At 67.9% G+C, this 23,084-nt stretch carries 21 protein-coding genes and 5 pseudogenes; 20 read left to right on the top strand and 6 right to left on the bottom strand.

Annotated elements, in window-relative coordinates:
• Positions 1-21 precede the first annotated feature (21 nt).
• Positions 22-336, bottom strand: coding sequence for a type II toxin-antitoxin system VapB family antitoxin (locus AC5Y4S_RS29615; RefSeq protein ID WP_068110252.1), 315 nt, complete (start codon positions 334-336; stop codon positions 22-24).
• A 164-nt stretch (positions 337-500) separates the two neighbouring features.
• Here AC5Y4S_RS29615 and hrcA point away from each other — a divergent pair, with 164 nt between their 5' ends.
• The 12 genes and pseudogenes from hrcA (at position 501) to AC5Y4S_RS29555 (ending at position 11,332) form a co-directional block, all read left to right on the top strand.
• Positions 501-1,544, top strand: coding sequence for a heat-inducible transcriptional repressor HrcA (hrcA, locus tag AC5Y4S_RS29610; protein ID WP_085183996.1), 1,044 nt, complete (start codon positions 501-503; stop codon positions 1,542-1,544).
• A 70-nt stretch (positions 1,545-1,614) separates the two neighbouring features.
• A complete protein-coding gene (gene dnaJ / locus AC5Y4S_RS29605) occupies positions 1,615-2,760 on the top strand; it encodes a molecular chaperone DnaJ (protein ID WP_068136683.1) in 1,146 nt (381 codons plus the stop codon).
• A gap of 18 nt (positions 2,761-2,778) precedes the next feature.
• A complete protein-coding gene (locus tag AC5Y4S_RS29600; RefSeq protein WP_500036073.1) occupies positions 2,779-3,585 on the top strand; it encodes a 16S rRNA (uracil(1498)-N(3))-methyltransferase in 807 nt (268 codons plus the stop codon).
• Positions 3,586-3,642: 57 nt separating this feature from the next.
• Positions 3,643-4,350 (top strand): annotated as a pseudogene (locus AC5Y4S_RS29595) (PhoH family protein); the annotation flags it as partial.
• Positions 4,339-5,160, top strand: a pseudogene (locus tag AC5Y4S_RS29590) (LAGLIDADG family homing endonuclease); the annotation flags it as partial. The pseudogenes AC5Y4S_RS29595 and AC5Y4S_RS29590, both read left to right, overlap by 12 nt.
• Before the next feature lie 267 nt (positions 5,161-5,427).
• A pseudogene (locus AC5Y4S_RS29585) lies at positions 5,428-5,766 on the top strand (PhoH family protein); the annotation flags it as partial.
• The gene (ybeY, locus tag AC5Y4S_RS29580) at positions 5,763-6,296 is read left to right on the top strand and encodes an rRNA maturation RNase YbeY (RefSeq protein WP_500036072.1); all 534 of its coding nucleotides are present in this window, start codon (positions 5,763-5,765) and stop codon (positions 6,294-6,296) included. The pseudogene AC5Y4S_RS29585 and the gene ybeY, both read left to right, overlap by 4 nt.
• Before the next feature lie 198 nt (positions 6,297-6,494).
• Positions 6,495-7,865: a PE family protein gene (locus AC5Y4S_RS29575; protein WP_500036071.1), complete on the top strand. Its 1,371-nt coding sequence runs from the start codon at positions 6,495-6,497 to the stop codon at positions 7,863-7,865.
• 101 nt (positions 7,866-7,966) lie between these two features.
• The gene (locus AC5Y4S_RS29570) at positions 7,967-9,274 is read left to right on the top strand and encodes a hemolysin family protein (protein ID WP_500036070.1); all 1,308 of its coding nucleotides are present in this window, start codon (positions 7,967-7,969) and stop codon (positions 9,272-9,274) included.
• The gene (locus AC5Y4S_RS29565) at positions 9,271-9,591 is read left to right on the top strand and encodes a cytidine deaminase-like protein (RefSeq protein WP_500036069.1); all 321 of its coding nucleotides are present in this window, start codon (positions 9,271-9,273) and stop codon (positions 9,589-9,591) included. Before AC5Y4S_RS29570 ends, AC5Y4S_RS29565 begins: the two co-directional genes overlap by 4 nt.
• Entirely contained in the window at positions 9,588-10,499 is a 912-nt protein-coding gene (gene era / locus AC5Y4S_RS29560) for a GTPase Era (RefSeq protein ID WP_500036068.1), read from the top strand. The genes AC5Y4S_RS29565 and era overlap by 4 nt, the downstream gene beginning before the upstream one ends.
• A 41-nt stretch (positions 10,500-10,540) precedes the next feature.
• A complete protein-coding gene (locus tag AC5Y4S_RS29555) occupies positions 10,541-11,332 on the top strand; it encodes an SDR family NAD(P)-dependent oxidoreductase (RefSeq protein ID WP_500036067.1) in 792 nt (263 codons plus the stop codon).
• 1 nt (position 11,333) lies between these two features.
• Here the strand turns inward: AC5Y4S_RS29555 and AC5Y4S_RS29550 are convergent.
• Positions 11,334-12,110: pseudogene (locus AC5Y4S_RS29550) on the bottom strand (Orn/Lys/Arg family decarboxylase); the annotation flags it as partial.
• 119 nt (positions 12,111-12,229) lie between these two features.
• On the opposite strand from AC5Y4S_RS29550, the gene AC5Y4S_RS29545 reads away from it, so the two are divergent.
• Positions 12,230-12,982, top strand: coding sequence for an RNA-guided endonuclease InsQ/TnpB family protein (locus AC5Y4S_RS29545; protein ID WP_500036066.1), 753 nt, complete (start codon positions 12,230-12,232; stop codon positions 12,980-12,982).
• Entirely contained in the window at positions 12,873-13,409 is a 537-nt protein-coding gene (locus AC5Y4S_RS29540) for an RNA-guided endonuclease InsQ/TnpB family protein (RefSeq protein ID WP_500036074.1), read from the top strand. The genes AC5Y4S_RS29545 and AC5Y4S_RS29540 overlap by 110 nt, the downstream gene beginning before the upstream one ends.
• Positions 13,410-13,521: 112 nt before the next feature.
• On the opposite strand, the gene AC5Y4S_RS29535 is transcribed toward AC5Y4S_RS29540, so the two are convergent.
• Positions 13,522-15,027: an amidase gene (locus AC5Y4S_RS29535; protein WP_500036065.1), complete on the bottom strand. Its 1,506-nt coding sequence runs from the start codon at positions 15,025-15,027 to the stop codon at positions 13,522-13,524.
• 61 nt (positions 15,028-15,088) lie between these two features.
• On the opposite strand from AC5Y4S_RS29535, the gene recO reads away from it, so the two are divergent.
• From recO to AC5Y4S_RS29520, 3 genes are read left to right on the top strand one after another with little or no spacing between them, the layout of a single operon-like run.
• Positions 15,089-15,886, top strand: coding sequence for a DNA repair protein RecO (recO, locus tag AC5Y4S_RS29530; protein WP_085184005.1), 798 nt, complete (start codon positions 15,089-15,091; stop codon positions 15,884-15,886).
• A complete protein-coding gene (locus AC5Y4S_RS29525) occupies positions 15,879-16,763 on the top strand; it encodes a decaprenyl diphosphate synthase (protein ID WP_500036064.1) in 885 nt (294 codons plus the stop codon). Before recO ends, AC5Y4S_RS29525 begins: the two co-directional genes overlap by 8 nt.
• Entirely contained in the window at positions 16,763-17,191 is a 429-nt protein-coding gene (locus tag AC5Y4S_RS29520; RefSeq protein ID WP_500036063.1) for a hypothetical protein, read from the top strand. Before AC5Y4S_RS29525 ends, AC5Y4S_RS29520 begins: the two co-directional genes overlap by 1 nt.
• On the opposite strand, the gene AC5Y4S_RS29515 is transcribed toward AC5Y4S_RS29520, so the two are convergent.
• From AC5Y4S_RS29515 to AC5Y4S_RS29505, 3 genes are all read right to left on the bottom strand, one after another.
• Positions 17,188-18,186, bottom strand: coding sequence for an alpha/beta fold hydrolase (locus tag AC5Y4S_RS29515; RefSeq protein ID WP_500036062.1), 999 nt, complete (start codon positions 18,184-18,186; stop codon positions 17,188-17,190). The two genes, AC5Y4S_RS29520 and AC5Y4S_RS29515, sit on opposite strands and share 4 nt — an antisense overlap.
• A 144-nt stretch (positions 18,187-18,330) precedes the next feature.
• Positions 18,331-18,723, bottom strand: coding sequence for a Fur family transcriptional regulator (locus tag AC5Y4S_RS29510; protein WP_500036061.1), 393 nt, complete (start codon positions 18,721-18,723; stop codon positions 18,331-18,333).
• Positions 18,720-19,142: an ArsR/SmtB family transcription factor gene (locus AC5Y4S_RS29505; protein WP_500036060.1), complete on the bottom strand. Its 423-nt coding sequence runs from the start codon at positions 19,140-19,142 to the stop codon at positions 18,720-18,722. The genes AC5Y4S_RS29510 and AC5Y4S_RS29505 overlap by 4 nt, the downstream gene beginning before the upstream one ends.
• 202 nt (positions 19,143-19,344) lie before the next feature.
• Between AC5Y4S_RS29505 and AC5Y4S_RS29500 the strand changes: the two genes are divergently transcribed.
• The 3 genes and pseudogenes from AC5Y4S_RS29500 to AC5Y4S_RS29490 all read left to right on the top strand — a co-directional run bounded on the left by AC5Y4S_RS29500 (position 19,345) and on the right by AC5Y4S_RS29490 (position 22,965).
• Positions 19,345-20,742 carry a glycine--tRNA ligase gene (locus AC5Y4S_RS29500; protein WP_500036059.1) on the top strand — a complete coding sequence of 466 codons (1,398 nt, stop codon included), beginning with the start codon at positions 19,345-19,347 and terminating at the stop codon, positions 20,740-20,742.
• Positions 20,743-20,951: 209 nt separating this feature from the next.
• Positions 20,952-22,172 (top strand): annotated as a pseudogene (locus tag AC5Y4S_RS29495) (PPE family protein).
• A gap of 532 nt (positions 22,173-22,704) precedes the next feature.
• Positions 22,705-22,965, top strand: coding sequence for a hypothetical protein (locus tag AC5Y4S_RS29490; RefSeq protein ID WP_068103723.1), 261 nt, complete (start codon positions 22,705-22,707; stop codon positions 22,963-22,965).
• The last annotated feature ends 119 nt before the right edge of the window (positions 22,966-23,084 follow it).

The raw sequence follows: 23,084 nt of genomic DNA, 5'->3' as shown, positions 1-23,084 counted from the left end.
ACGCCGCGCTTGCGATCGCCACTAGGCCTGCTGGCTTAGCGGCATGTCCATATCGAACACCCGGGCGTGCAGCACCGTGCGGTTTCGCAACGCGGCGCGCACCGCACGGTGCAGGCCGTCCTCCAGGTAAGTGATGCCCCGCCAGCGCACGGCGTGGGGGAAGAGGTCGCCGTAAAAGGTGGAATCCTCCGACAGCAGGCGGTCCAGCGCCAGCACGGTTGTCGTCGTGACCAACTCGTCGAGCCGGATCTGCTGGGGCGGTATTTGGGACCAGTCCTTGTAGGACAGCCCGTGATCCGGGTATGGCTTGCCCTCGCGCACACCCTTGAAGATCATCGGCGGGCCTTCATCGACGTCCGCGAGGCGTCGCCTCGGCCCGACCGGTACATGCAGGACAGGCTAGCGGGGAACCCGCCGGAGTTCGCCGCCAGCCGACCGCTAATGGCGGTTGGCACACTTTGCGACCCGTAAAATGGACGCAATCAAGGAGGTGGGAGCCCATGGGAAGCGCCGACGAGCGTCGCTTTGAGGTGCTGCGCGCCATCGTCGCCGACTTCGTCGCCACCAAGGAGCCGATCGGTTCGAAGTCATTGGTGGAGCGGCACAACCTGGGCGTCTCGCCCGCCACGGTCCGCAACGACATGGCGGTGCTCGAGGCCGAGGGGTACATCACCCAGCCGCACACCAGCTCCGGGCGGGTGCCCACGGAAAAGGGCTACCGCGAATTCGTGGACCGGCTCGACGACGTCAAGCCGCTGTCGTCGGCCGAGCGGAGCGCGATCCAAAGTTTCCTGGAATCCGGCGTCGACCTCGACGACGTGCTGCGCCGCGCGGTGCGCCTGCTGGCGCAACTGACCCGCCAAGTGGCCGTGGTCCAGTACCCGACGCTGTCGACGTCGACCGTGCGCCACCTCGAGGTGATTGGGCTGACACCGGCGCGGCTGTTGATGGTGGTCATCACCGACTCCGGCCGGGTGGACCAGCGCATCGTCGAACTCGGTGACGTCATCGACGACCACCAGCTTTCCCAGCTGCGTGAGATGCTCGGCCAGGCCTTGGTGGGCAAGCGGCTTTCCGCCGCCTCGACCGCGGTCGCCGACTTGGCCGGGGAGCTGCACGGGCGCAGCGGACTGGCCAACAACCTCAGCGACGCCGTCGGCCGTTCGGCGACGGTGTTGCTGGAGTCGCTGGTGGAGCACACCGAGGAACGCCTGCTGATGGGCGGCACCGCCAACCTGACCCGCAACGCCGCGGACTTCGGCGGCTCGTTGCGATCCATCCTGGAGGCCCTCGAGGAGCAGGTGGTGGTGCTGCGGTTGCTGGCCGCCCAGCAGGAAGCCGGCAAGGTTACGGTCCGCATCGGCCACGAGACGGCCGCCGAGCAGATCGTCGGGGCCTCGATGGTGTCCACCGCGTACGGTCACTCCGATACCGTGTACGGCGGCATGGGTGTGCTGGGTCCCACCCGGATGGACTATCCGGGAACTATCGCCAGCGTGGCTGCGGTTGCGATGTATATCGGCGAAGTGTTGGGTGCCCGATGACCGTGCCCCCGCACCGGAGTTTGTGGACGGCCGCGTAGCCGCGGCTTAAGAGCTTTCAGGAGAGTCAGGCGTGGCACGCGACTATTACGGGCTGCTCGGCGTGAGCAGGAACGCCAGCGATGCGGAGATCAAACGCGCGTACCGCAAGTTGGCGCGCGAGCTGCATCCGGACGTCAACCCCGACGAGGCCGCGCAGGCGAAGTTCAAGGAGATCAGCGTCGCCTACGAGGTGCTGAGCGACCCGGAGAAGCGACGGATCGTCGACTTGGGCGGCGATCCGCTGGAGAACGCCGCCGCGGCCGGCGGCGGGTTCGGCGGCTTCGGGAACCTGGGCGACGTGTTCGAGGCCTTCTTCGGCGGCGGCTTCAGCGCGGGGTCGGCCTCGCGCGGGCCCATCGGGCGGGTCCGGCCCGGCTCGGACTCGCTGCTGCGGATGCGGCTGGACCTCGAAGAATGCGCGACCGGGGTGACCAAGCAGGTCACCGTCGACACCGCGGTCCTGTGCGACCGCTGCCAGGGCAAGGGCACCAACGGCGACTCCGTGCCGGTCCCCTGCGACACCTGCGGTGGCCGCGGTGAGGTGCAGACCGTCCAGCGTTCGCTGCTGGGGCAGATGGTGACGTCACGGCCGTGTCCCACCTGCCGCGGTGTCGGGGTGGTCATTCCCGACCCGTGCCACCAGTGCATGGGCGACGGCCGGGTGCGGGCCCGCCGCGAGATCAGCGTCAAGATCCCGGCCGGGGTCGGCGAGGGCATGCGCGTCCGGCTCGCCGCCCAGGGCGAGGTCGGGCCCGGGGGAGGTCCGGCCGGTGACCTCTATGTCGAGGTCCATGAGCAGGCCCACGACATCTTCGTTCGCGACGGCGACGACCTGCACTGCACGGTCTCGGTGCCGATGGTCGACGCGGCGCTGGGCGTCACCATCACCATCGACGCGATCCTGGACGGGACCAGCGAGATCACCATCCCGCCGGGCACGCAGCCCGGCACGGTCATCACGCTGCGCGGCCACGGGATGCCGCACCTGCGCTCGGGCGCCCGGGGCAACCTGAACGTCCACGTCGAGGTGGTGGTGCCGACCCGCCTGGACCACCGCGACACCGAACTGCTGCGGGAGTTCAAGGACCGCCGCGGCCGCGATGTGGCCGAGGTCCGCTCGACGCACGCCGGCGGCGGCCTGTTCAGCCGGCTCCGCGAGACGTTTACCGGGCGCTAGTTCCCAGGAGCCCCGCACGTGGTGGCGACGCTGTTCTACGTTGACGCACTGCCCGACGCCGGCGAGTTGGCCGCCGTCGAGGGCGACGAGGGCTTCCACGCCGCCACCGTGCGGCGAATTCGTCCGGGCGAAGAACTGGTGCTGGGCGACGGCGCCGGAACCCTCGGCCGGTGCGTGGTGGAGCAATCGGGCCGCGACGGGCTGCGGGCCCGGGTCCTGGAGCGCTGGAGCGTCGAGCCGCCGCGTCCCGCGGTGACGGTGGTGCAGGCGCTGCCCAAGTCCGACCGCTCGGAGCTGGCGATCGAGTTGGCCACCGAAGCCGGCGCCGACGCGTTCCTGGCCTGGCAGGCGGCCCGATGCGTGGCCAGCTGGGCGGGCCCGCGGGTCGACAAGGGGCTGCGCCGGTGGCGCGCCGTCGCCCGTTCGGCGGCCCGGCAGTCCCGCCGGGCGCACATCCCGGCCGTCGACGGCCTGGTGTCCACCGCGGCGCTGACGCAGCGGGTTCGCGACGAGGTGGCGGCCGGGTCCACGGTGCTGGCCCTGCACGAGTCGGCGGCCGATCGGCTTGCGGACAGCCATGTGGGCCAAGCGGATTCGATACACCTGGTGATCGGTCCCGAAGGAGGCATCGCACCCGACGAAATCGCCGCGCTGACCGAGGCGGGCGCGGTGGCGGTCCGGCTCGGCCCGCAGGTGCTGCGGACGTCGAGCGCGGCCGCGGTGGCACTCGGGGCGCTGGGCGTGCTCACCCCGCGATGGGATCAACATGCGGATACACAATCGCCCGCGGACGAACCGTTGGGACACAGTCCTGACCGGCGGTAGACTGCAAGCCAGGATTTCACCACGTCAGGACCCCAGAAGGCAGGCATCGGAAACCACGTGACGCCCCGCGAGACCAGCGCTGCTGACGCAGCATCGACCTCCCAGGTTCGCAGCAGCATCAACGTTCCGCCCGATCTCGTCGTGGGCCTGCTCGGTTCGGCAGACGAAAACCTGCGCGCCCTGGAACGCATCCTCAGCGCCGATCTGCACGTGCGGGGCAATGCCGTCACCATCTCCGGCGAGCCGGCCGACGTCGCGCTGGCCGAGCGGGTGGTCTCCGAGCTGGTGGCCATCGTGGCCAGTGGCCAGCCGATGACCCCGGAGGTGGTGCGCCACAGCGTGGCGATGCTCGTCGGCACCGGCAACGAATCACCCGCCGAGGTGCTCACCCTGGACATCCTGTCGCGTCGCGGCAATACGATCCGGCCCAAGACGCTCAACCAGAAGCGCTACGTCGACGCCATCGACGCCAACACGATCGTGTTCGGGGTCGGCCCGGCCGGCACCGGCAAGACGTATCTGGCCATGGCCAAGGCCGTGCACGCGCTGCAGACCAAACAGGTCAGCCGGATCATCCTGACCCGCCCGGCGGTGGAAGCCGGTGAGCGCCTTGGCTTTTTGCCGGGGACGCTGAGCGAAAAGATCGATCCCTATCTGCGCCCGCTCTATGACGCGCTCTACGACATGATGGACGCCGAGCTGATCCCAAAGCTGATGTCCGCCGGGGTAATTGAGGTCGCGCCGCTGGCATATATGCGGGGCCGGGCGCAACCGGTGTTCACCAAGGTATTGACGCCCAACGGTTTCCGGCCGATCGGTGAATTGCAAGTCGGTGACTCTGTGATCGGTTCCGATGGAACTCCAACGGAAGTTCTCGGCGTCTATCCGCAGGGCTTCAAGGAGATCTACCGGGTCCACACGCAGGACGGTTGCTCGACGCTCGCGTCCGGTGACCATTTGTGGTCGGTCTACTCGCGGAAGGACCGAAGTTCCGGGAAACCGCCGCGCGTGCTGCAAACCAAGGAGATGATCGGCAATCTCCGCGCGGCGCATTACCACCGCTACGAACTACCACTGTTGAGTAGCCCGGTGCGCTTCGCCGCGCGTCCGGTGCCGCTCGATCCGTACGCCCTCGGCCTGCTGCTTGGTGACGGATGCGTGATATGTGCGACGACACCAAGTTTCGCGACGACCGATCCGGAGCTTGCTGCCGCGTTGGGACAGCTGATCCCGGGCATCAAGGTACGGCGCAAGACAGAGGTCGACTACATCCTCAACCGCGTGGCCCGTCCTGGTGAGGTGATTACCCGAGAGAACCCGGTGACCGGCGCCATGCGGCGGCTTGGGCTGGCGGGCATGCGGTCGAATACCAAGTTCGTTCCCGCGGACTATCTCTTCAACACGTCCGATGTGCGGCTGGCGGTACTTCAGGGCCTTCTCGATTCGGACGGCGGTCCGGTCACCCAGCAGGGACGCACGTGCCGCATCCAGTTCACGACGGTTTCCGATCGCCTTCGCGACGATGTGGTGTTCCTGGTCCGGTCATTGGGCGGCGTCGTCTATTGGCGGACCAGGCCGGCTGAAGGGCGCAAGCCGGGACTCGCACGCGGCCGCGACGTGCATCACCGATCCGATGCGCACATCATCGACATCCGTTTGCCCGAGGGCATCGTCCCGTTCCGGCTGGCCCGCAAAGCCGCGAAGTACGACGCGTCGGGCGGCGGTCGGCCGATGCGCTTCATCGACCGGATCGAGCCCGCGGGGACCGAGGAGGCGGTATGCATTCAGGTCGCGGCAGCGGATTCCCTTTATGTCACTGAAGATTTCCTGCTGACACATAACACGCTGAATGATGCCTTCATCGTGCTCGACGAGGCGCAGAACACCACCGCCGAACAGATGAAGATGTTCCTCACGCGACTCGGTTTCGGGTCGAAGGTCGTCGTCACCGGGGACATGACCCAGATCGACCTACCCGGTGGCGCGCGGTCGGGCCTGCGGTCGGCGGTCGAGATCCTCGAGAGCGTCGACGACATCTACATCGCGGAGCTGACCAGCGTGGATGTGGTGCGCCACCGGCTGGTTTCGGAGATCGTCGACGCCTACGCCCGCTACGAGGAGCCCGGCTCGGGGATGAACCGGGCGGCCCGGCGGGCCTCGGGTGGTCGCAGCCGCCGATGAGCATCGAAGTCTCCAACGAGTCGGGGATCGACGTCTCCGAAGCGGAATTGGTCAGCGTCGCGAAGTTCGTGATCGCCAGGATGGACGTCAATCCGAGCGCCGAGCTGTCGATGGTGCTGCTCGACACCGCGGCGATGGCCGACCTGCACATGCGCTGGATGGACCTGCCCGGGCCGACCGACGTGATGAGCTTCCCGATGGACGAGCTCGAACCCGGCGGGCGGCCCGACGCGCCCGAGCCCGGGCCCTCGATGCTGGGCGACATCGTGCTGTGCCCGGAATTCGCCGCCGAACAGGCGGCCGCGGCGGGCCACAGCCTGGGACATGAGTTGGCGCTGTTGACAATTCACGGCGTGCTGCATCTGCTCGGCTACGACCATGGCGAGCCGGACGAGGAAAAAGAGATGTTCGCCTTGCAGGACCGGTTGCTCGAAGAATGGGTCGCCGAACAGGTCGTGGCCTACCAGCAGGATCGCCAACAAGAACGCGACCGCCGGTTGCTCGACAAGTCAAGGTATTTCGACAATTGAGCCCGCAATCCATGAAATTGGAATCGGCCGGGTTCTGACGCGCCTCGAAGATCCCTTGCGGTGCAAGTGATCTAGCACCGTGGGCGAATTGCTCGGCGCAAACACTGGAATATCCGGTCGAAATGGGCGTACGCTCTCGACACAATTTCATGTGCGTCCGCTTCACCGATATGTCGACGATCTGGCGGAAGGGTTGTGATGTCGTATTTGGTGGCGGCCCCGGAGTTTCTGGCTTCGGCGGCAACGGATTTGTCCGACATCGGCTCGGCGCTGACCGCCGCGAATGCCGCAGCCGCGCCCACTACGGGGCTGGCGGCAGCCGCCGCCGACGAGGTTTCGGCGGCGATCGCATCGTTGTTTTCCGGGCATGGACAAGCCTTTCAGGCGCTCAGCGCTCAGGCGGCGGCATTTCATTCCGAGTTCGTGCGGGCATTGAACGCCGCCGGGGCCGCCTATGCGGGCGCCGACGCGGCGAGCGCCGTGCCATTGCAGAGCGTGCAGCAAGACCTGCTGGGTGCGATCAACGCGCCCTTTCTGACGCTGTCCGGCCGACCGCTGATCGGCAACGGCGCACCCGGGGCGGTTGGAACCGGCCAACCCGGCGGAAACGGTGGCTGGCTGATCGGCAACGGCGGCGCCGGCGGGTCCGGAATCAACTCGGCGGCCGGCGCCGGCGGTACCGGCGGCGCGGGCGGCGCGGGTGGGCTGTTCGGTGCGGGCGGTAGCGGTGGGGCCGGCGGGTCCGGTGCGACCATCGGCGGGGCGGGCGGGGCCGGCGGGACCGGCGGGCTGTTCGGTGCCCCCGGCGTCGGCGGACGCGGCGGGCCTGCCCCCATCGCCGGGGCCGGCGGGGCCGGTGGGTCCGCCCTGCTGTTCGGCCCCGGCGCGGTTGGTGGGGTCGGTGGGGGAGGCAACACCACCGGCGGAGCAGGCGGGCCGGGAGGCCACGGCGGCCTGTTGTTCGGTGCCGGCGGCGGCGGCGGTGCCGGCGGGCAAGGCGGGACCACCGGTGGGGCCGGCGGTAACGGCGGCAATGCCGGGCTGTTGTTCGGTGCCGGTGGGGCCGGCGGCGCGGGTGCGACAGACCTGGCCGCCGGGACCGGTGGCGCGGGCGGTAACGGCGGCAACGCCGGGCTGCTGTTCAGTCCCGGCGGAGCCGGCGGCAGCGGCGGGTTTGGCTTCACGACCGGCGGGGCCGGCGGAGTCGGCGGTAACGGCTTCCTGATCGGTGCCGGCGGCGCGGGCGGCGCCGGAGGGGACAGTGGCGTCCTCGGCGGTGCCGGCGGGGCCGGCGGCAACGCCGGCATGCTTTACGGCACCGGTGGCGCCGGTGGTGTCGGCGGCGGCGGTGGAACCAACGGCGGTAACGGCGGTAACGGCGGCGTTGCGGTGCTGTTCGGCGACGGCGGTGAAGGCGGGGCCGGCGGCTTCGCGGGCACCGCCACCGGCGGCAACGGCGGTAACGGCGGCAACACGCTGTTCGGCTTCGGCGGTAACGGCGGCATCGCCGGGTTCGGTATCGGGACGGACGGCAAGGCCGGCAAGGCCGGAACCGGGTTGTTCGGCTAGGGGTTGTTCTAACGTGGGCGGCGCCGACCACCTAGGCTGACGATGCGCAGTTCGGGCTGCCGCACGAAGGAGCAAGCCACTATCTCAAGGTATTTCGACAGTTGACCGGGGTGTCCCAGCTGCTCGGTGCGATCGCGTTGATCGCTCTGGGCGGGCTTTTCGCGGCGATCGACGCCGCCGTCAGCACCGTGTCGATGGCCCGGGTGCAGGAACTAGTGCGCGAAGAGCGACCCGGCGCGGTGTCCCTGCTGAAGGTGATGACCGAGCGGCCCCGCTACATCAACTTGATGGTGCTGCTGCGCATCATCTGCGAGATCACCGCGACCGTCTTGTTGGTGGTGTTCCTTTACGACAACTGGGGCATGAAGTGGGGGTTGTTCGGCGCGGCCGCGATCATGGTGGTGACCAGCTTCGTGGTGATCGGAGTCGGACCCCGCACCCTGGGCCGCCAGCACGCGTATTCCATCTCCTTGGTGACGGCCCTTCCGCTGCGAGCGATTTCGTGGTTGCTCATGCCGCTCAGCCGGTTGCTGGTGGTCCTGGGCAACGCGCTCACCCCGGGCCGCGGATTGCGCAACGGCCCGTTCGCCTCCGAGATCGAACTGCGCGAGGTCGTCGACCTCGCCCAGCAGCGCGGTGTGGTCGCCGCCGACGAACGCCGGATGATCGAGTCGGTCTTCGAACTGGGTGACACCCCGGCCCGCGAGGTGATGGTGCCGCGCACCGAGATGATCTGGATCGAAAGCGACAAGCTCGCTAGCCAGGCGATGAACCTCGCCGTGCGCAGCGGGCATTCCCGCATCCCGGTGATCGGCGAGAACGTCGACGACATCGTCGGGGTGGTGTACCTCAAAGACCTTGTCCAGCAGGCCTTCTCGTCTCCCGACGGCGGGCGGGACACCAAGGTGTCGGAGGTGATGCGCCCGGCGGTCTTCGTGCCGGACTCCAAGCCGCTGGACACGCTGCTGCGGGAGATGCAGCGCGACCGCAACCACATGGCCCTGCTCGTCGACGAGTACGGCGCGATCGCCGGGCTGGTCAGCATCGAGGACGTGCTGGAAGAAATCGTCGGCGAGATCGCCGACGAGTACGACGAGGCGGAAACTGCCCCGGTAGAAGACCTGGGCGACAAACACTTTCGGGTTTCCGCTCGGCTACCGATCGAAGACGTGGGGGAACTCTACGACGTGGAATTCGACGACGACCTCGACGTCGACACCGTGGGCGGCCTGGTCGCCCTGGAATTGGGCCGGGTGCCGCTGCCGGGGGCCGAGGTGGTGTCGCACGGCCTGCGGCTGCGTGCCGAGGGCGGCCCGGACCATCGCGGGCGAGTGCGCATCAACACCGTGCTGCTGAGCCCGGCCGAGCCCGACGGCGCCGACGGGTCGACGGACGGGGAGGCCGAGTGACTGAGAAGCTGGACGCCGAGGACGCCAAGCTGGTGGTGCTGGCGCGCGCCGCGATGGCCCGCGCCGAAGCCGACAGCGGCGCCGCGGTCCGCGACGCCGACGGCCGCACCTACGCGGCCGCTCCGGTGGACTTGCCGACGTTGAAGCTGACCGGGCTGCAGGCCGCGGTCGCCGCCGCCGCCTCCAGTGGGGCGACGGGGTTGGAGGCGGCTGTCCTGGTGGCGGGATCCGCCGACGATCCCGGCATCGTCGCGGTCCGCGAACTGTCGCCGACGGCCGTGATCATCGTCACCGACCGCGCCGGCAACCTGCTATGAGCGCCGAGACGGGCGAATTCCGTTCGGGTTTCGTGTGTCTGGTCGGCCGGCCGAATACCGGCAAGTCGACGCTGACCAACGCCCTCGTCGGCGCCAAGGTGGCGATCACGTCGACGCGGCCGCAGACAACCCGGCACACCATCCGCGGGATCGTGCACCGCGAAAGCTTCCAGATCATCCTGGTCGACACCCCGGGCCTGCATCGGCCGCGCACCCTGCTCGGCAAGCGGCTCAACGACCTGGTCCGCGACACCTACGCCGAGGTCGACGTGATCGGGCTGTGCATCCCGGCCGACGAGGCCATCGGGCCGGGCGACCGCTGGATAGTCGAACAGATCCGGGCGGTTGCACCCAGGACCACGCTCGTCGCGGTCGTCACCAAAATCGACAAGGTGCCCAAGGACCGGGTGGCCGCGCAGCTCGTCGCCACCAGCGAATTGGTCGGCGGCTCAGCCGAAATCGTGCCGGTGTCGGCGGTGACCGGCGCGCAGGTCGACGTGCTGATCGACGTACTGGCCGCGGCGCTGCCCGTCGGTCCCGCGTACTACCCCGACGGCGAGCTGACCGACGAGCCCGAGGAGGTCCTGATGGCCGAGCTCATCCGCGAGGCCGCCCTGGAGGGCGTTCGCGACGAGCTGCCGCATTCGTTGGCGGTGGTGATCGACGAGATCAATCCGCGGGACGACCGGGACGATCTCATCGACGTGCACGCCATCCTCTACGTCGAGCGGGACAGCCAGAAGGGCATCGTCATCGGCAAGGGCGGCGCGCGGCTGCGTGAAGTGGGTACCGCCGCGCGGGCCCAGATCGAGAAGCTGCTGGGCACCAAAATTTACCTCGACCTGCGCGTCAAGGTGGCCAAGAACTGGCAGAGCGATCCCAAACAGCTTGGTCGGCTTGGTTTTTAGCCCTCAAGTTTTTTCTGCGTCGTAACGGGTAGCCGCCCAGCATGACGCAACCAAAACTCGCCCTGATAACCGGCGCGTCCAGCGGGATCGGGTTCGAACTGGCCAAGCAGTTCGCCCAGCACGGCTACGACCTCGTCGTGGCGGCCGAGGACGACGCGATCCACGACGTACCCCAAAAGCTGTCCCAGTACAGCGCGGCCGTGCAGCCGGTGCAGGTGGACCTGCGCAGTCCGGACGGGGTCGAGCACCTGTATCAGAGCACGATCGAAGGCGACCGCGTGCTGGCGGCGGCGGCGCTCAACGCGGGTGTCGGTCGCGGGGAGATGTTCCTCAAAAGTGAGCTCGCCGACGATCTCGCCATGGTCGATCTCAACGTGCGCTCGACGGTGCATCTGGCCAAGCTGGTGCTGCGCGACATGGCCAACCGTGACGAGGGCAAGGTGCTTTTCACCTCGTCCATCGCGTCTCAGATACCGGGTTCCTATCAGCCTGTCTACAACGCGTCTAAGTCGTTCATCCAGTCGTTGGCTGAGGCGCTGCACGACGAATTGCGCGACACCTCAATCACTGTCACGGCCCTGATGCCCGGTCCGACGGACACCAACTTCTTCGGCCGCGCCAAGATGGTCGATTCTCTGATGGGCAAGATGCCCAAGGACGACCCCGCTCAGGTCGCCCGTCAGGGGTTCGAGGCGCTGATGCGCGGCGATCAGAAGGTCGTTGCCGGCTCGGTCTTTTCGAAGTTGATGGGTGCGGCGAACCGCGTGCTGCCCGACGACGTCAAAGCCATCGGTAACCGGGTCATGTCGATGCCGCGCGGCAACGGCAACTGAGTCAGGCGAGCACCCGGATGGTCTCCATCGACGGATCGGCCGCGTCCGGGACGTTCATCCCAGCGCGCACACCGGAGCGCAAGTAGTCCAGCACCGCATCGTTGAGGCACTCGCCGGGAACGACCGCCGGAATGCCGGGCGGGTACGGCGTGACCTGCTCGGCGGAGACCCGCCCCGCCGCCCGATCGCTGGGCACCACCTCGACGCGCCCGAAGAACGCGTCACGCGGCAGGCAGACCGTCTCCAATTGCAGCTCGCCGGGCGACGGCAGGTCGATTTGCGGCGTGGGGTCGAAATCGTCGGCCGCCTTGCGCCATTCGGTCAGGGCCTGGGTGAGACGGTCGGCGGTCGTCTTGTCGTCGGCGAAGGACAACGTCGCCAGGATGCGGCGGTGATCGCTCATCCCGATGTCGACGTGAGCGTGCGCGCGCAGCCAGTCGGCGGCCTGGTAACCCGAAGTGCCCGTGCCCGATACGTCCATCAGCACCTGCATTCGGTCCAGGTCGTGTGATGCCTGCACCCCGAGCAGTTCGTCGTCGAGCACCTCCACATCGGGAATGCGTTCGATCTCATCGCGCAGCTGATGTGTCAAATCCAGTGCGGCACCGAGCAATTCGTGGCCCTGCTCCACCATTTGCCGCCGCCAACCGTCTATCGCCGAATACACCAGCACGTTGGGGCTGGTGGTCATCAGCAGGTCCGCGCACGCGGAGAGGCGGTCCTGGTCGATCAGATCGCCCTGCAGGTGAAATACCGAGCCCTGCTCGAAACCGGCGGCTTTAGCTGTCGGGGAATCGGGGCAGGTGGCCAGGGTGGTCTGGCGGGTTTTGTCGGTGTCGTTGCATAGGGTGAGGTCATGTTGAGCCGTCGTTTTGCTACTAGCGGGGTGGGTCTGCGGTGAGGCGGGCGTACGTGTTTCGGCTGCGGCCCACTGCCCGCCAGCATGTGGCGTTGGCGGCGTGTGTGGACGCGCACCGGGAGCTTTACAACGCGGCGTTGCAGGAACGCAGGGATGGCTGGTCGCATGTGAGCAAGACTCGGATCAGCTATGGGGATCAGTCGTCGCAGCTGAGGGAGATGCGTGCGGTGCGCCTGGATCAAGCGGTGTGGTCGTTTTCCAGTCAACAAGCGACGTTGCGGCGATTGAATAAGGCGTTCGCCGGGTTCTTCCGCCGGATAGAAGCCGGGCACAAGGCCGGACATCCACGCTTTAAAGGAAAGGCCCGCTTCGACAGCGTGGAGTGGCCCAAAGATGGTGACGGTGCCCGCTGGCTGCCCGAACAGCGCCGGGTGTATCTGCAGGGCATCGGCCAGGTCAAGGTTGATCTTCACCGCGAGGTGGTGGGCCGGGTGAAGACGATCCAGATTAAGCGACAAGGGCGGCGTTGGATGGTGGTGTTGTCCTGTGATGATGTCCCCTCCAACGCGCTGCCCATAACCGGTCATCAGGCCGGCGTGGACCTCGGGATCGTCAGCTTTGCCACCACCAGCGACGGGGAGCACGTGCACAATCCGCGCTGGGCGCGCCTCGGCGGGGCGGCTGGCCGCAGCCCAGCAGCGGCTCGGGCGGGCCCGCCGCGGTGGAAAGAATCGTGCGGCCAAACGGGAAACTGTCGCAGCGCGGCATCGCAAGATCGCGAACCAGCGTAAGGACTTTCATCACAAGCAAGCCCGCGAGCTTGTTGGCCGATACGACCTGATCGTCGTGGAGGATTTGAGGATCGCGAACATGCTGCGTCGGGCCACGCCAGTCCCGGATCCCGACCATCCGGGCATGTTCTTGCCCAACGGCGCCCGGGCGAAAACGGGGCTCAATCGTTCGATCAGTGACGCTGGCTGGGGTCAATTCGTCTCGATACTGCGCGCCAAAGCGGAAGAAGCTGGGCGAGTTTGGATTGAGGTCAACCCCCGGCACACCTCGGACGGGTGTGAGCGCTGTGGGCACACAGCGCGCGCGAACCGCGTCACGCAGGCGCAATTCGCCTGTCAACGTTGCGGTTATACCGCACCGGCAGACGAACACGCCGCACGCAACATCCTGCGGGCTGGACTGGCCCATCATGCTCACGCGGCATGAAAAGAAGCTGGCGGCTTCAGCCGCCAGAGAAGTCACCTTGTGCACGCTGACGGCGCGCGCGCATTTGGTCTATTTAACGGGGTACCCGCGCGGTCGCGGCACATGCCCCCGCCTATCTGCGCGGCGGCGCGCCGGCGGGCGGCGTGTCGCTGCCGGCATGCCACCACACCGTCGGCTGCTTGGTCGACCAGCCGCAGACGGCCTCCAGTTCGGCGGCCAGCGAGATGAGCAGTCCCTCGCTGTTTGCCGGACCCATCAGCTGCACGCCGATGGGCAAACCTTCGGAGGTGAATCCGGCGGGCACGTTGATGGACGGCCAGCCCAGCAGGTTCCACGGCCAGGTCAACGGGCACGCGGCGATCATGGCGCGGTCGGTGCCGAAGCCGCCCAACCGGTCGAAGGCGCGCGCCAGCGGCGGCGGCTGGGCGGTGGTCGGCGCGAGCACCACGTCGACGATGTCGAAGATCGAGCCGACCCGGCGCTGGTCGGCGGCTTCGTGGCGGCGCGCGCTGCGCAGGATCGCCTCGCCCATCACGTGGCCCACCCGCAGGTTGGAGAGCGTGCGGGGGTCCCAGATGACGCCGTCGCCCAGCCGCTCCTCCCACTCCCGCAGCCCCGCGGTCGATCGGGCCAGGAAGTTCCACGACAACCGCAGGCCGTAGTCGGGGTTGCCGGGCACGACGGTGTGGCCCAGGAGCTGCAGTTGCTTGCCGACGGCCCGGGTCGCGGCCAGGATCTCCGGGTGCAGCTTGGCCCGGAAACCGGTGTACGGGAACCGCGTTGACAGCGCGATGTTGAGCGGACCGGGCGCCTTCCCGACATAGTCGGACGCCGTGATCGGCGGCGGCTTGTGCCGGTCGCCCTCGACGTTGCCCGACGCGGCGTCCAGCACCAACGCGGCGTCCTCCACGGTGCGCGCCAACACGCCGTTGACCGTGATCCCGTTGAACGCCTCCGGCAGGGGCCAGGTGGAGATCCGGCCGCGCTGCGGCTTGATGCCCACCAGGTGCGTCCACGCCGCGGGGATGCGCACGCTGCCGGCGCCGTCGGAGCCGATCGCGGCGGTGACCAGGCCGGCGGCCACCGCGGCCGCGCTGCCCCCCGACGATCCGCCCGGCGTGTGCCGCCGTGACCAGGGGTTGCGGGTGTGTCCGAAGCCAGGGCCGCTGGTAAACGGCCATTGGCCCAGTTCGCAGGTGTTCGTCTTGCCCACGATCACCGCGCCGGCGGCCTTCAGGCGGCGCACCACCTCGGCGTCCTGAGTGGCCGGCGCGACGTACCCCTCGGTGCCGAACGCGGTCGGCACGCCTTTGACGTCGACGTCGTCCTTGACCGCGATCGGGATGCCCAGCAGCGGGGCGGTGTCGCCGGCCGCGCGCCGCCGATCGGCCGCGGCCGCGTCGGCCAGCGCCGATTCGGTCAGCACCACCCGGAAGGCGTTCAGCGTGGGCTGGCTCGCGTGGATGGCGTGCAATGAGCGACTCACCAGCGTGGTGGACGTCACCGCCCGGCTGGCCAGCTGGTAGAGCAGGTCGGTCAGCGTGGGCAGGCGCTGGCCGCCGGATCCCGAACCCGGGCCAGAAAGGGCCCCGAAAGCGGACCCGGAAGCGCCAATCACGGGGTACGAGACTAACGGCGCGGATACCCGGATTGTCGCGGCGGGGTGCAAAACTATTGTGATGCGGCTATATCGAGACCGGGCCGTTGTGCTGCGCCAGCACAAGCTCGGCGAGGCCGACCGGATCGTCACCCTGCTGACCCGCGATCACGGGCTGGTTCGCGCGGTGGCCAAGGGCGTTCGGCGCACCCGCAGCAAATTCGGCGCGCGACTTGAGCCGTTTGCTCACATCGACGCGCAACTGCACCCCGGGCGCAACCTGGACATCGTCACCCAGGTCGTCGCCATCGATGCGTTCGCCACCGACATCGTCAACGACTACGGCCGGTACACCTGCGGGTGCGCGATGCTGGAAACCGCCGAGCGGCTCGCCGGCGAGGAGCGGGCCCCGGCCCCGGCCCTGCACCGGCTCACGGTGAGCGCGCTGCGGGCGGTCGCCGACGGCCGCCGACCCCGCGACCTGCTGCTGGACGCCTACCTGCTGCGTGCCATGGGCATCGCCGGATGGGCGCCGGCGCTCACCGAGTGCGCGCGGTGCGCCACGCCCGGCCCGCACCGGGCGTTCCATATCGCCGCCGGGGGCAGCGTCTGCCCACACTGCCGCCCGGCCGGTTCGACCACCCCGCCGCCGGGTGTGCTGGACCTGATGACCGCGCTGCACGACGGTGATTGGGAGGCCGCCGAGGCGTCGCCGCAATCGCACCGCAGCCACGTCAGCGGATTGGTGGCCGCGCACCTGCAGTGGCATCTGGAGCGTCAGCTCAAAACGTTGCCGCTGGTGGAGCGGACGTATCAGGCCGACCGCACAATCGCCGAACGGCGCGCAGCGCTGTTCGGGCAGGATATGGCCTGTGGTTGAGCGCAAGCCGAAGTCGACCGACTTCCCGCAACTGCCCCCCGCGCCCGACGATTACCCGGTCTTTCCCGACAAGTCGACCTGGCCGGTCGTCTTCCCGGAGCTGCCGCCGTCGGCCGATGGCGGCCCGCGCCGGCCACCGCAGCACATTTCCAAGGCGGCGGCGCCGCGGATCCCGGCGGACCGACTGCCCAATCACGTCGCCATCGTGATGGACGGCAACGGTCGCTGGGCCACCCAACGCGGGTTGAGCCGCACCGACGGCCACCGGGCGGGCGAGGCCGTCGTGATCGACATCGTTTGCGGTGCAATCGAAATCGGCATCAAATGGCTCAGCCTGTACGCCTTTTCCACCGAGAACTGGAAGCGGTCCCCTGAGGAGGTTCGCTTCCTGATGGGGTTCAACCGCGACGTGGTGCGCATGCGCCGCGTCAACCTCAACACGATCGGGGTCCGGATCCGCTGGGTGGGTTCACGGCCCCGCCTGTGGCGCAGCGTCATCAATGAGCTGGCGATCGCCGAGGCGATGACGGTTGGCAACGACGTCATCACGGTGAATTACTGCGTGAACTACGGCGGCCGGGCCGAAATCGCCGACGCCGCAAAGGATATCGCGCGGTTGGCGCAGACCGGCAGGCTCAACCCGGAACGCATCACCGAGGCGACGATCTCGCGCCACCTGCAACGGCCCGACATCCCCGACGTCGACCTTTTCCTGCGGACGTCGGGGGAGCAGCGGTCCAGCAATTTCATGTTGTGGCAGGCGGCGTATGCCGAGTACATCTTTCAGGACAAGCTGTGGCCCGACTACGACCGCCGCGACCTGTGGGCGGCCTGCGAGGAATACGCCGAGCGCAATAGAAGATTCGGGAGCGCCTGATGCCATCACTGCAGGAGCGTCTGGTGTCGATACTGCGCGACGTCCTTCCCGTCGACGAGGAACCGGACGGCGCACTCACGTTGCGCCACAACGGCACGCTGGCGTCGTTGCGGGTGGTGAACATCGCCGAGGACCTGGACCTGGTCTCGCTGACCCAGATCCTGGCCTGGGACCTGCCGCTGACCAAGAAGGTCGGCGACCAGATCGCCAAGCAGGCGCGCGACAGCAACTTCGGCAGCGTGACGCTGGTCGAGAAGGTCAGCGACAAGGCGGTGCAACGCAACTCCGGCAAGGGCGCGTCCAAAACCGCTGATGTCATGCTGCGCTACAACTTTCCCGGCGGCGGGCTCACCGACGACGCACTGCGCACGCTGATCCTGCTGGTGCTCGACACCGGCGCCGAGATCCGGCGTTCGGTGACGGGCTAGGACACGGCGGATTCGGCCGGCGCGACGGTCGTCGGAACAAGGTCATCGCGGCCGCCGGTGCGCAGCAGCGAGTGCATGCTGCTCGGGTCGTGAGCGGCCGGTCGGGTCGAGTCGATGAATCGTTCGACGACCTCGACGAAGCGATCGGGGTGGTCGTGATGCGGCACGTGCCCGGACTTTTCGAAGATCGCCAGGCGCGACCCGGCGATTGCCGCGTGGGCCGTCCGGGCGTGGCTCACCGGGATGACGACGTCGTCCTCGCCCCAAATGATTTGCACCGGAATGGATTGCACCAGGTAGCTGCGATCCAGCATGGTCACGTATTGGCCGCGCCCGTCCACCACCGACCGCAGGGTGCGCGCGAACGCCGCCAACGCGCTGGGATCCTTGAAGCCCTCGAGCAGCCGCACGGTGTCGACGGCGTCGCGACCGAACTTCGTGGAACCTAGCAGGGCCTGAACGGCGCGCCCAAAGACCCGCATCGCGGGGAGCGCGCCCGGCAGGCGCACCATGGCCAGCGCCTCGCTGCCCAACGGCATCGCGGCCAACCGCAACGCGAAGCTGACGTCCGACTCGACGCCCCCGGCGCTGACCAGCACGAGGCGCTCGACCAGATGTGGGTACTGATAGGCGAACTGCATCGCCACGCCGCCGCCGAACGAATGCCCGACGACGGTGACCCGCTCGATGCCCAGCACGGCGAGCAGGTCACGCATCCCGTTGGCGAAGGCCGGCAGCGAGTAGTCGGCGCGCGGCTTGTCGGATTCGCCGTGGCCCAGCAGGTCCGGCGCGATGACGGTGAAGCGCTGCGCGAGTTTGGCGTGCACCGGGCCCCAGGACTCGGATTTGTCGCCGACGCCGTGGATCAGCAGCAGGGCCGGTCCGGAACCGGCGATCCGGAAGGCACGGCGGTAGCCGTGGATGGTGCGAAACTGCAGTGACGGGCCCTCGACGTCGCGCACCGGCCGCAGGTGGGGGGCGGGTTGCTTCCGCATCGTGTTCTCGCTTCCCTTGAGTTCTGGTTGCCTCGGCCCGTGGGCCACTCATGGGTAGGAGCACGCAACGGTCGCGCATCGGACGCTTTTTTCAGAACTTTTTCGGTCAGACAAAACACGACGCCCGCGCCGGGGCGGTTCAGCCTAGGATCCGCACTCCGAGCACGTTCCGAAGATTTCGATGGTGTGGCTGACGTCGGAAAAGCCGTGCTTGGCGGCCACTTGCGCCGCCCATTCCTCGACCTCGTGGTCGCCCACCTCGATCGTGGAGCCGCAGTGGCGGCACACCAAATGGTGGTGATGGTGCTCCGAGCACCTGCGGTACACCGATTCGCCGGTGTCGGTGCGCAGCGTGTCGACCAGTCCGGCCGCGGCCATCGATTGCAGCGTGCGGTACACAGTGGTCAAACCAATGTTTTCGCCGCGCCGGCGCAGCTCGTCGTGCAGCTCCTGGGCGGAACGAAATTCGTCGAGCGTCTCCAGCAACGTGGAAATCGCCGCGCGCTGGCGGGTGGCGCGCACGCTGGTGCCGGTCATGGAGTGTCCTCACTCGCGTGGGCGACGGCGTCGACGACGATGTGGGCCAGGTGGTGGTCGGCGAGCCGGTAGAGCACCTCGCGGCCGGATCGCTCGCCGGCGACCACGCCGGCCGCCTTGAGGATTTTCAGGTGCTGGCTGACCAGCGGCTGCGGCACGCCGAGGGCGTCGACCAGTTCGTGCACGCAGCGCTGCGATTCGCGCAACTGCAGCACGATGGCGATCCGCACCGGTGCGGCCAGCGCGCGCAGCAGCTCGCCCGCGGCGTCGAGAATCTCGCGCGACGGCGGCACGGGATATTCGGGAAACCTCGCGTGCTCAGCGGCGGCATCGCCGTGCTGGTGGGGCACGCCGCCCAGGTCGGAGCGTGTTTCGTCGGCCGCGGCGGTCGGCACCCGGGAGGACTGAGAAAGGGGCACAGAGGAGGACATCGCCATCCGAGAGTCATCACCTCGAGAAGTGCCGGGTCTGTTGGAAGGGCCGCGAAGTCATGGTCGGCCTCTTTCCACTGTCACATGCATGATGACGCATGTCAAAGACCGGGGCGGCGGTCGATACCATGGCTGATGTTTTGCGGGCGGTCTTCGCCGCCCACCCGTCTGCCCGGATTTTCGAAAGGGAGTGCACCGCCCCGTGGCGTCCGTCATCGACACAGTTGTCAACCTGGCCAAGCGGCGGGGCTTCGTCTTTCCTTCGGGAGAGATCTACGGCGGCACCAAATCGGCGTGGGATTACGGTCCGCTGGGCGTGGAGCTCAAGGAGAACATCAAGCGCCAGTGGTGGCGCGCGGTCGTCACCGGACGCGACGACGTGGTCGGGATCGATTCGTCGATCATCCTTCCGCGCCAGGTCTGGGTGGCCTCAGGCCACGTCGAGGTTTTCCATGACCCGCTGGTCGAGTGCATGAACTGCCACCACCGGCACCGCCAGGACCATTTGCAGGAGGCCTACGCGGCGAAGAAGGGCATCGACGACCCCGATTCGGTGGCGATGACCGAGATCGTCTGCCCCGACTGCGGCACCAAGGGCCAATGGACCGAGCCGCGCGAGTTCAACATGATGCTCAAGACCTACCTCGGGCCGATCGAAACCGAGGAGGGCCTGCACTATCTGCGCCCGGAAACGGCGCAGGGCATCTTCGTCAACTTCGCCAACGTGGTGACGACGGCCCGCCGCAAGCCGCCGTTCGGCATCGGGCAGATCGGCAAGAGCTTCCGCAACGAAATCACCCCCGGCAACTTCATCTTCCGCACCCGCGAATTCGAACAGATGGAGATGGAATTCTTCGTCGAGCCGTCGACCGCCAAGGAATGGCACCAGTATTGGATCGACACGCGCCGCGACTGGTACGTGGACCTCGGCATCGATCCGGACAACCTGCGACTGTACGAGCACCCCAAGGATAAGTTGTCGCACTACTCGGACCGCACCGTCGACATCGAGTACAAGTTCGGTTTCGTCGGCAACCCGTGGGGCGAGCTGGAAGGCGTCGCCAACCGAACCGACTTCGACTTGTCAACGCACGCAAAGCATTCCGGCGTCGACCTGTCGTTCTACGACCAGGTCAACGACACCCGCTACACCCCGTATGTCATCGAACCCGCGGCCGGCCTGACGCGATCGTTCATGGCGTTCTTGATCGACTCCTACACCGAGGACGAGGCCCCCAACGCCAAGGGCGGCATGGACAAACGCACGGTGCTCCGGCTCGACCCGCGGCTGGCGCCGATCAAAGCCGCGGTGCTGCCCCTGTCGCGGCACGCCGACCTGAGCCCCAAGGCCCGCGACCTGGCCGCCGAATTGCGCAAGAACTGGAACATCGATTTCGACGACGCCGGCGCCATCGGGCGCCGCTACCGGCGCCAGGACGAGGTCGGTACGCCCTTCTGCGTGACGGTGGATTTCGACTCCCTCTCCGACGACGCCGTCACCGTGCGCGAGCGCGACAAGATGACCCAGGACCGGGTAGCGATGGGCGCCGTCGCGGACTACCTGGCCACGCGCCTCAAGGGTTGCTAGCGGCGCCCGTCCAGCTGGGCCCCGAGGCGTTCCATCACACCGATACACCGGGGACGGGTTACGCAGATCGGTCCCCGGTGCGAACTCGGCCACGACGGTCTTGAGGGTTTGGTAAAACCCCGGACTTTTGATGGTCGATGGCCCTACTATCAAGGAATGGTGTCCGTCGATCGTTGGACTGTGCCGTCGGTACGGCCGGAGGGGTTGTGATGGTTCCTGCTTTTACGTTCTTTCCCCCGGAAATCAACTCGGCGCTGATGTTCGCCGGTGCGGGGTCGGGGCCCCTGTTCATGGCGGCGGCGGCCTGGGACTCGTTGGCGACGGACCTGGCGGGCGCGGCGTCGTCGTTCCAAAACGTCGTCACCGGATTGACCGACGGGGCGTGGGCGGGTCCGGCTTCGATGTCGATGGCAGCGGCCGCCACGCCCTACGTCGGGTGGCTGAGCGCAGCCGCGGGTCAGGCGGAGACCGCCGCCCTTCAGGCCCGAACGGCGGCCTCGGCGTTTGAGACCGCGTAGGCGGCGACGGTGCCCACGCCGGCGATCGCCGCGAACCGTGCCCAACTGATGGCGTTGATCGCGACGAACATCTTGGGCCAGAACACCCCGGCGATCTTCATGACTGAGTTCGAGTACATGGAGATGTGGGCCCAGGACGTGGCCGCCATGGTGGGCTACCACGGCGGCGCGCTGGGCGTGGCCGCGGCGTTGCCCTCGTTCAGCCTGCCCCCGGTGAACCTCGCGGGCCTGACGGGCCTGCTGTCGGCGCCGCTGACCGGCGTGGCGTCGCAGGCCGCGAGCCTGGCGGGATCGATAGGCACCTCAGTTGCTGCACCGCTGGCGTCCGTGGGGGCGGTGGCCGGCCCGGCGGTTTCGCAGGTGTCGGCCCTCGCCTCGGCGGCGCCGATTTCGTCGCTGTCGACGGTCGCCCAGGTCGGCATGATGCCGGTGAGCATGATGATGTCGCCAATCATGATGGCGGCCCAAGCGGGAATGAGCGGCACGAACGCGGCATCCCTGGCCGGCGCAACGGGTGCGGCCGTCGATCCGGCGAAGTTTGTCAGCAGCGCCGTTCCGGCGGGCATGGGCAAGGGACTCGGCGGCGGGATCGGTGGCCTGGGCGGCGCCGAGGCCGGTTTGGGCAAGGCGCGGCTGGTCGGAGCGATGTCGGTGCCCCCGAACTGGCAAGGATCCGCGCCGGCACGGATGGTCAGCGGCGCCATGTCCGGCCTGGGCAGCGAGATGAACGGCGCGGCCGCCGCGGCGGCCGGTGCCCCCATGGGCGGCGGCATGCCGATGATGCCGATGCCGATGGGCGGCATGGGTGCCGGCGCGGGCATGCCCGGCGGGATGTTGGGCCGCGGAGGGGCCAGCCCCACGCATGTGGTCCAGCAGCGGCCCAGCGTGGTCCCGCGTACCGGCGTCGGATAGTTCTAATCAGCCAACCAAGGGCGCGGGCGACACCCGGGGGGAAATGGGTGTTGCCCGCGCCTTCGGCATGTTTACCGGCGGCGAACTGATTCTTTTTCCGCTGTGGCCCACCAAAACGGCCGCCGTGCGTCCCAACACGATTTTGGGATCGACGCTCAAGCCGTCAAATCCCTTGCCGTCCCGCTCGCCGTCAGCGCTGGCCGGGCCGGAACATGTTGCGTGGCAAGGGATTCCGGCCTGGCCGCGAGTGCAAGGGAAATCGGGCGGGCGGGGCGCGATGGCGGTTGCCGCTCCGCTCGGGACCCAGCCATCGGCTCCCCGATGTTCGCGCATCTGTTCTAAAAGGAGGGAAATCCATCAAACACGGGCATTGTGCTCCGGATTGACTTACGATGCGAAGTACTCGGTGATGGTTTTTTCACCACCGGGTTGCGAATGTACGGAGACGGCTGTGGAAGGGGGCAGCGTGCTATTGCCTCTTGGTTCGCCGCTGCCGGACGATGCGGTAGCGGCGAAGCGTGGTGAGTCCGGCATGCTCGGCGGCCTATCGGTTCCCCTGAAGTGGGGTGTAGCCGTGCCGCCGGATGATTATGACCATTGGGCACCGGAGCCGGAAGAGGGCGCCGATGCCGGCAACAAGGCGACCGACGGGCTGAACCCGGAGGCCACCGCAGAGGGCATGGACGAGTGGAACGAATGGGCCGAATGGAGCGAGTGGCAGGGCGAGGCGGAACCTAGCTTCAACTTGCCGCGGACTACCGGCGTGATACCGACTTCTCCAGCAGCCGGCTGAGAGAGAGGGAGTATCCCGCCATCGGCTTTCATGCCGCGTAACAGCCAGTTACGACGGCTGACCAGTATCACAAGGCAATAAATTCATCCAGAAGGAGAAAAGGCAACATGGCAACACGC

It is taken from the genome of Mycobacterium sp. NGS64 (genome assembly GCF_059812245.1).
This window is presented reverse-complemented; position numbering and strand designations above follow the sequence as displayed.

Bases quoted from the DNA above. Each gene is read 5' to 3' on its own strand.
- AC5Y4S_RS29615 (WP_068110252.1), bottom strand. From the start codon at position 336: ATGATCTTCAAGGGTGTGCGCGAGGGCAAGCCATACCCGGATCACGGG.
- hrcA (WP_085183996.1), top strand. From the start codon at position 501: ATGGGAAGCGCCGACGAGCGTCGCTTTGAGGTGCTGCGCGCCATCGTC.
- ybeY (WP_500036072.1), top strand. From the start codon at position 5,763: ATGAGCATCGAAGTCTCCAACGAGTCGGGGATCGACGTCTCCGAAGCG.
- AC5Y4S_RS29575 (WP_500036071.1), top strand. From the start codon at position 6,495: ATGTCGTATTTGGTGGCGGCCCCGGAGTTTCTGGCTTCGGCGGCAACG.
- era (WP_500036068.1), top strand. From the start codon at position 9,588: ATGAGCGCCGAGACGGGCGAATTCCGTTCGGGTTTCGTGTGTCTGGTC.
- AC5Y4S_RS29555 (WP_500036067.1), top strand. From the start codon at position 10,541: ATGACGCAACCAAAACTCGCCCTGATAACCGGCGCGTCCAGCGGGATC.
- recO (WP_085184005.1), top strand. From the start codon at position 15,089: ATGCGGCTATATCGAGACCGGGCCGTTGTGCTGCGCCAGCACAAGCTC.
- AC5Y4S_RS29520 (WP_500036063.1), top strand. From the start codon at position 16,763: ATGCCATCACTGCAGGAGCGTCTGGTGTCGATACTGCGCGACGTCCTT.
- AC5Y4S_RS29515 (WP_500036062.1), bottom strand. From the start codon at position 18,186: ATGCGGAAGCAACCCGCCCCCCACCTGCGGCCGGTGCGCGACGTCGAG.
- AC5Y4S_RS29510 (WP_500036061.1), bottom strand. From the start codon at position 18,723: ATGACCGGCACCAGCGTGCGCGCCACCCGCCAGCGCGCGGCGATTTCC.
- AC5Y4S_RS29490 (WP_068103723.1), top strand. From the start codon at position 22,705: ATGCTCGGCGGCCTATCGGTTCCCCTGAAGTGGGGTGTAGCCGTGCCG.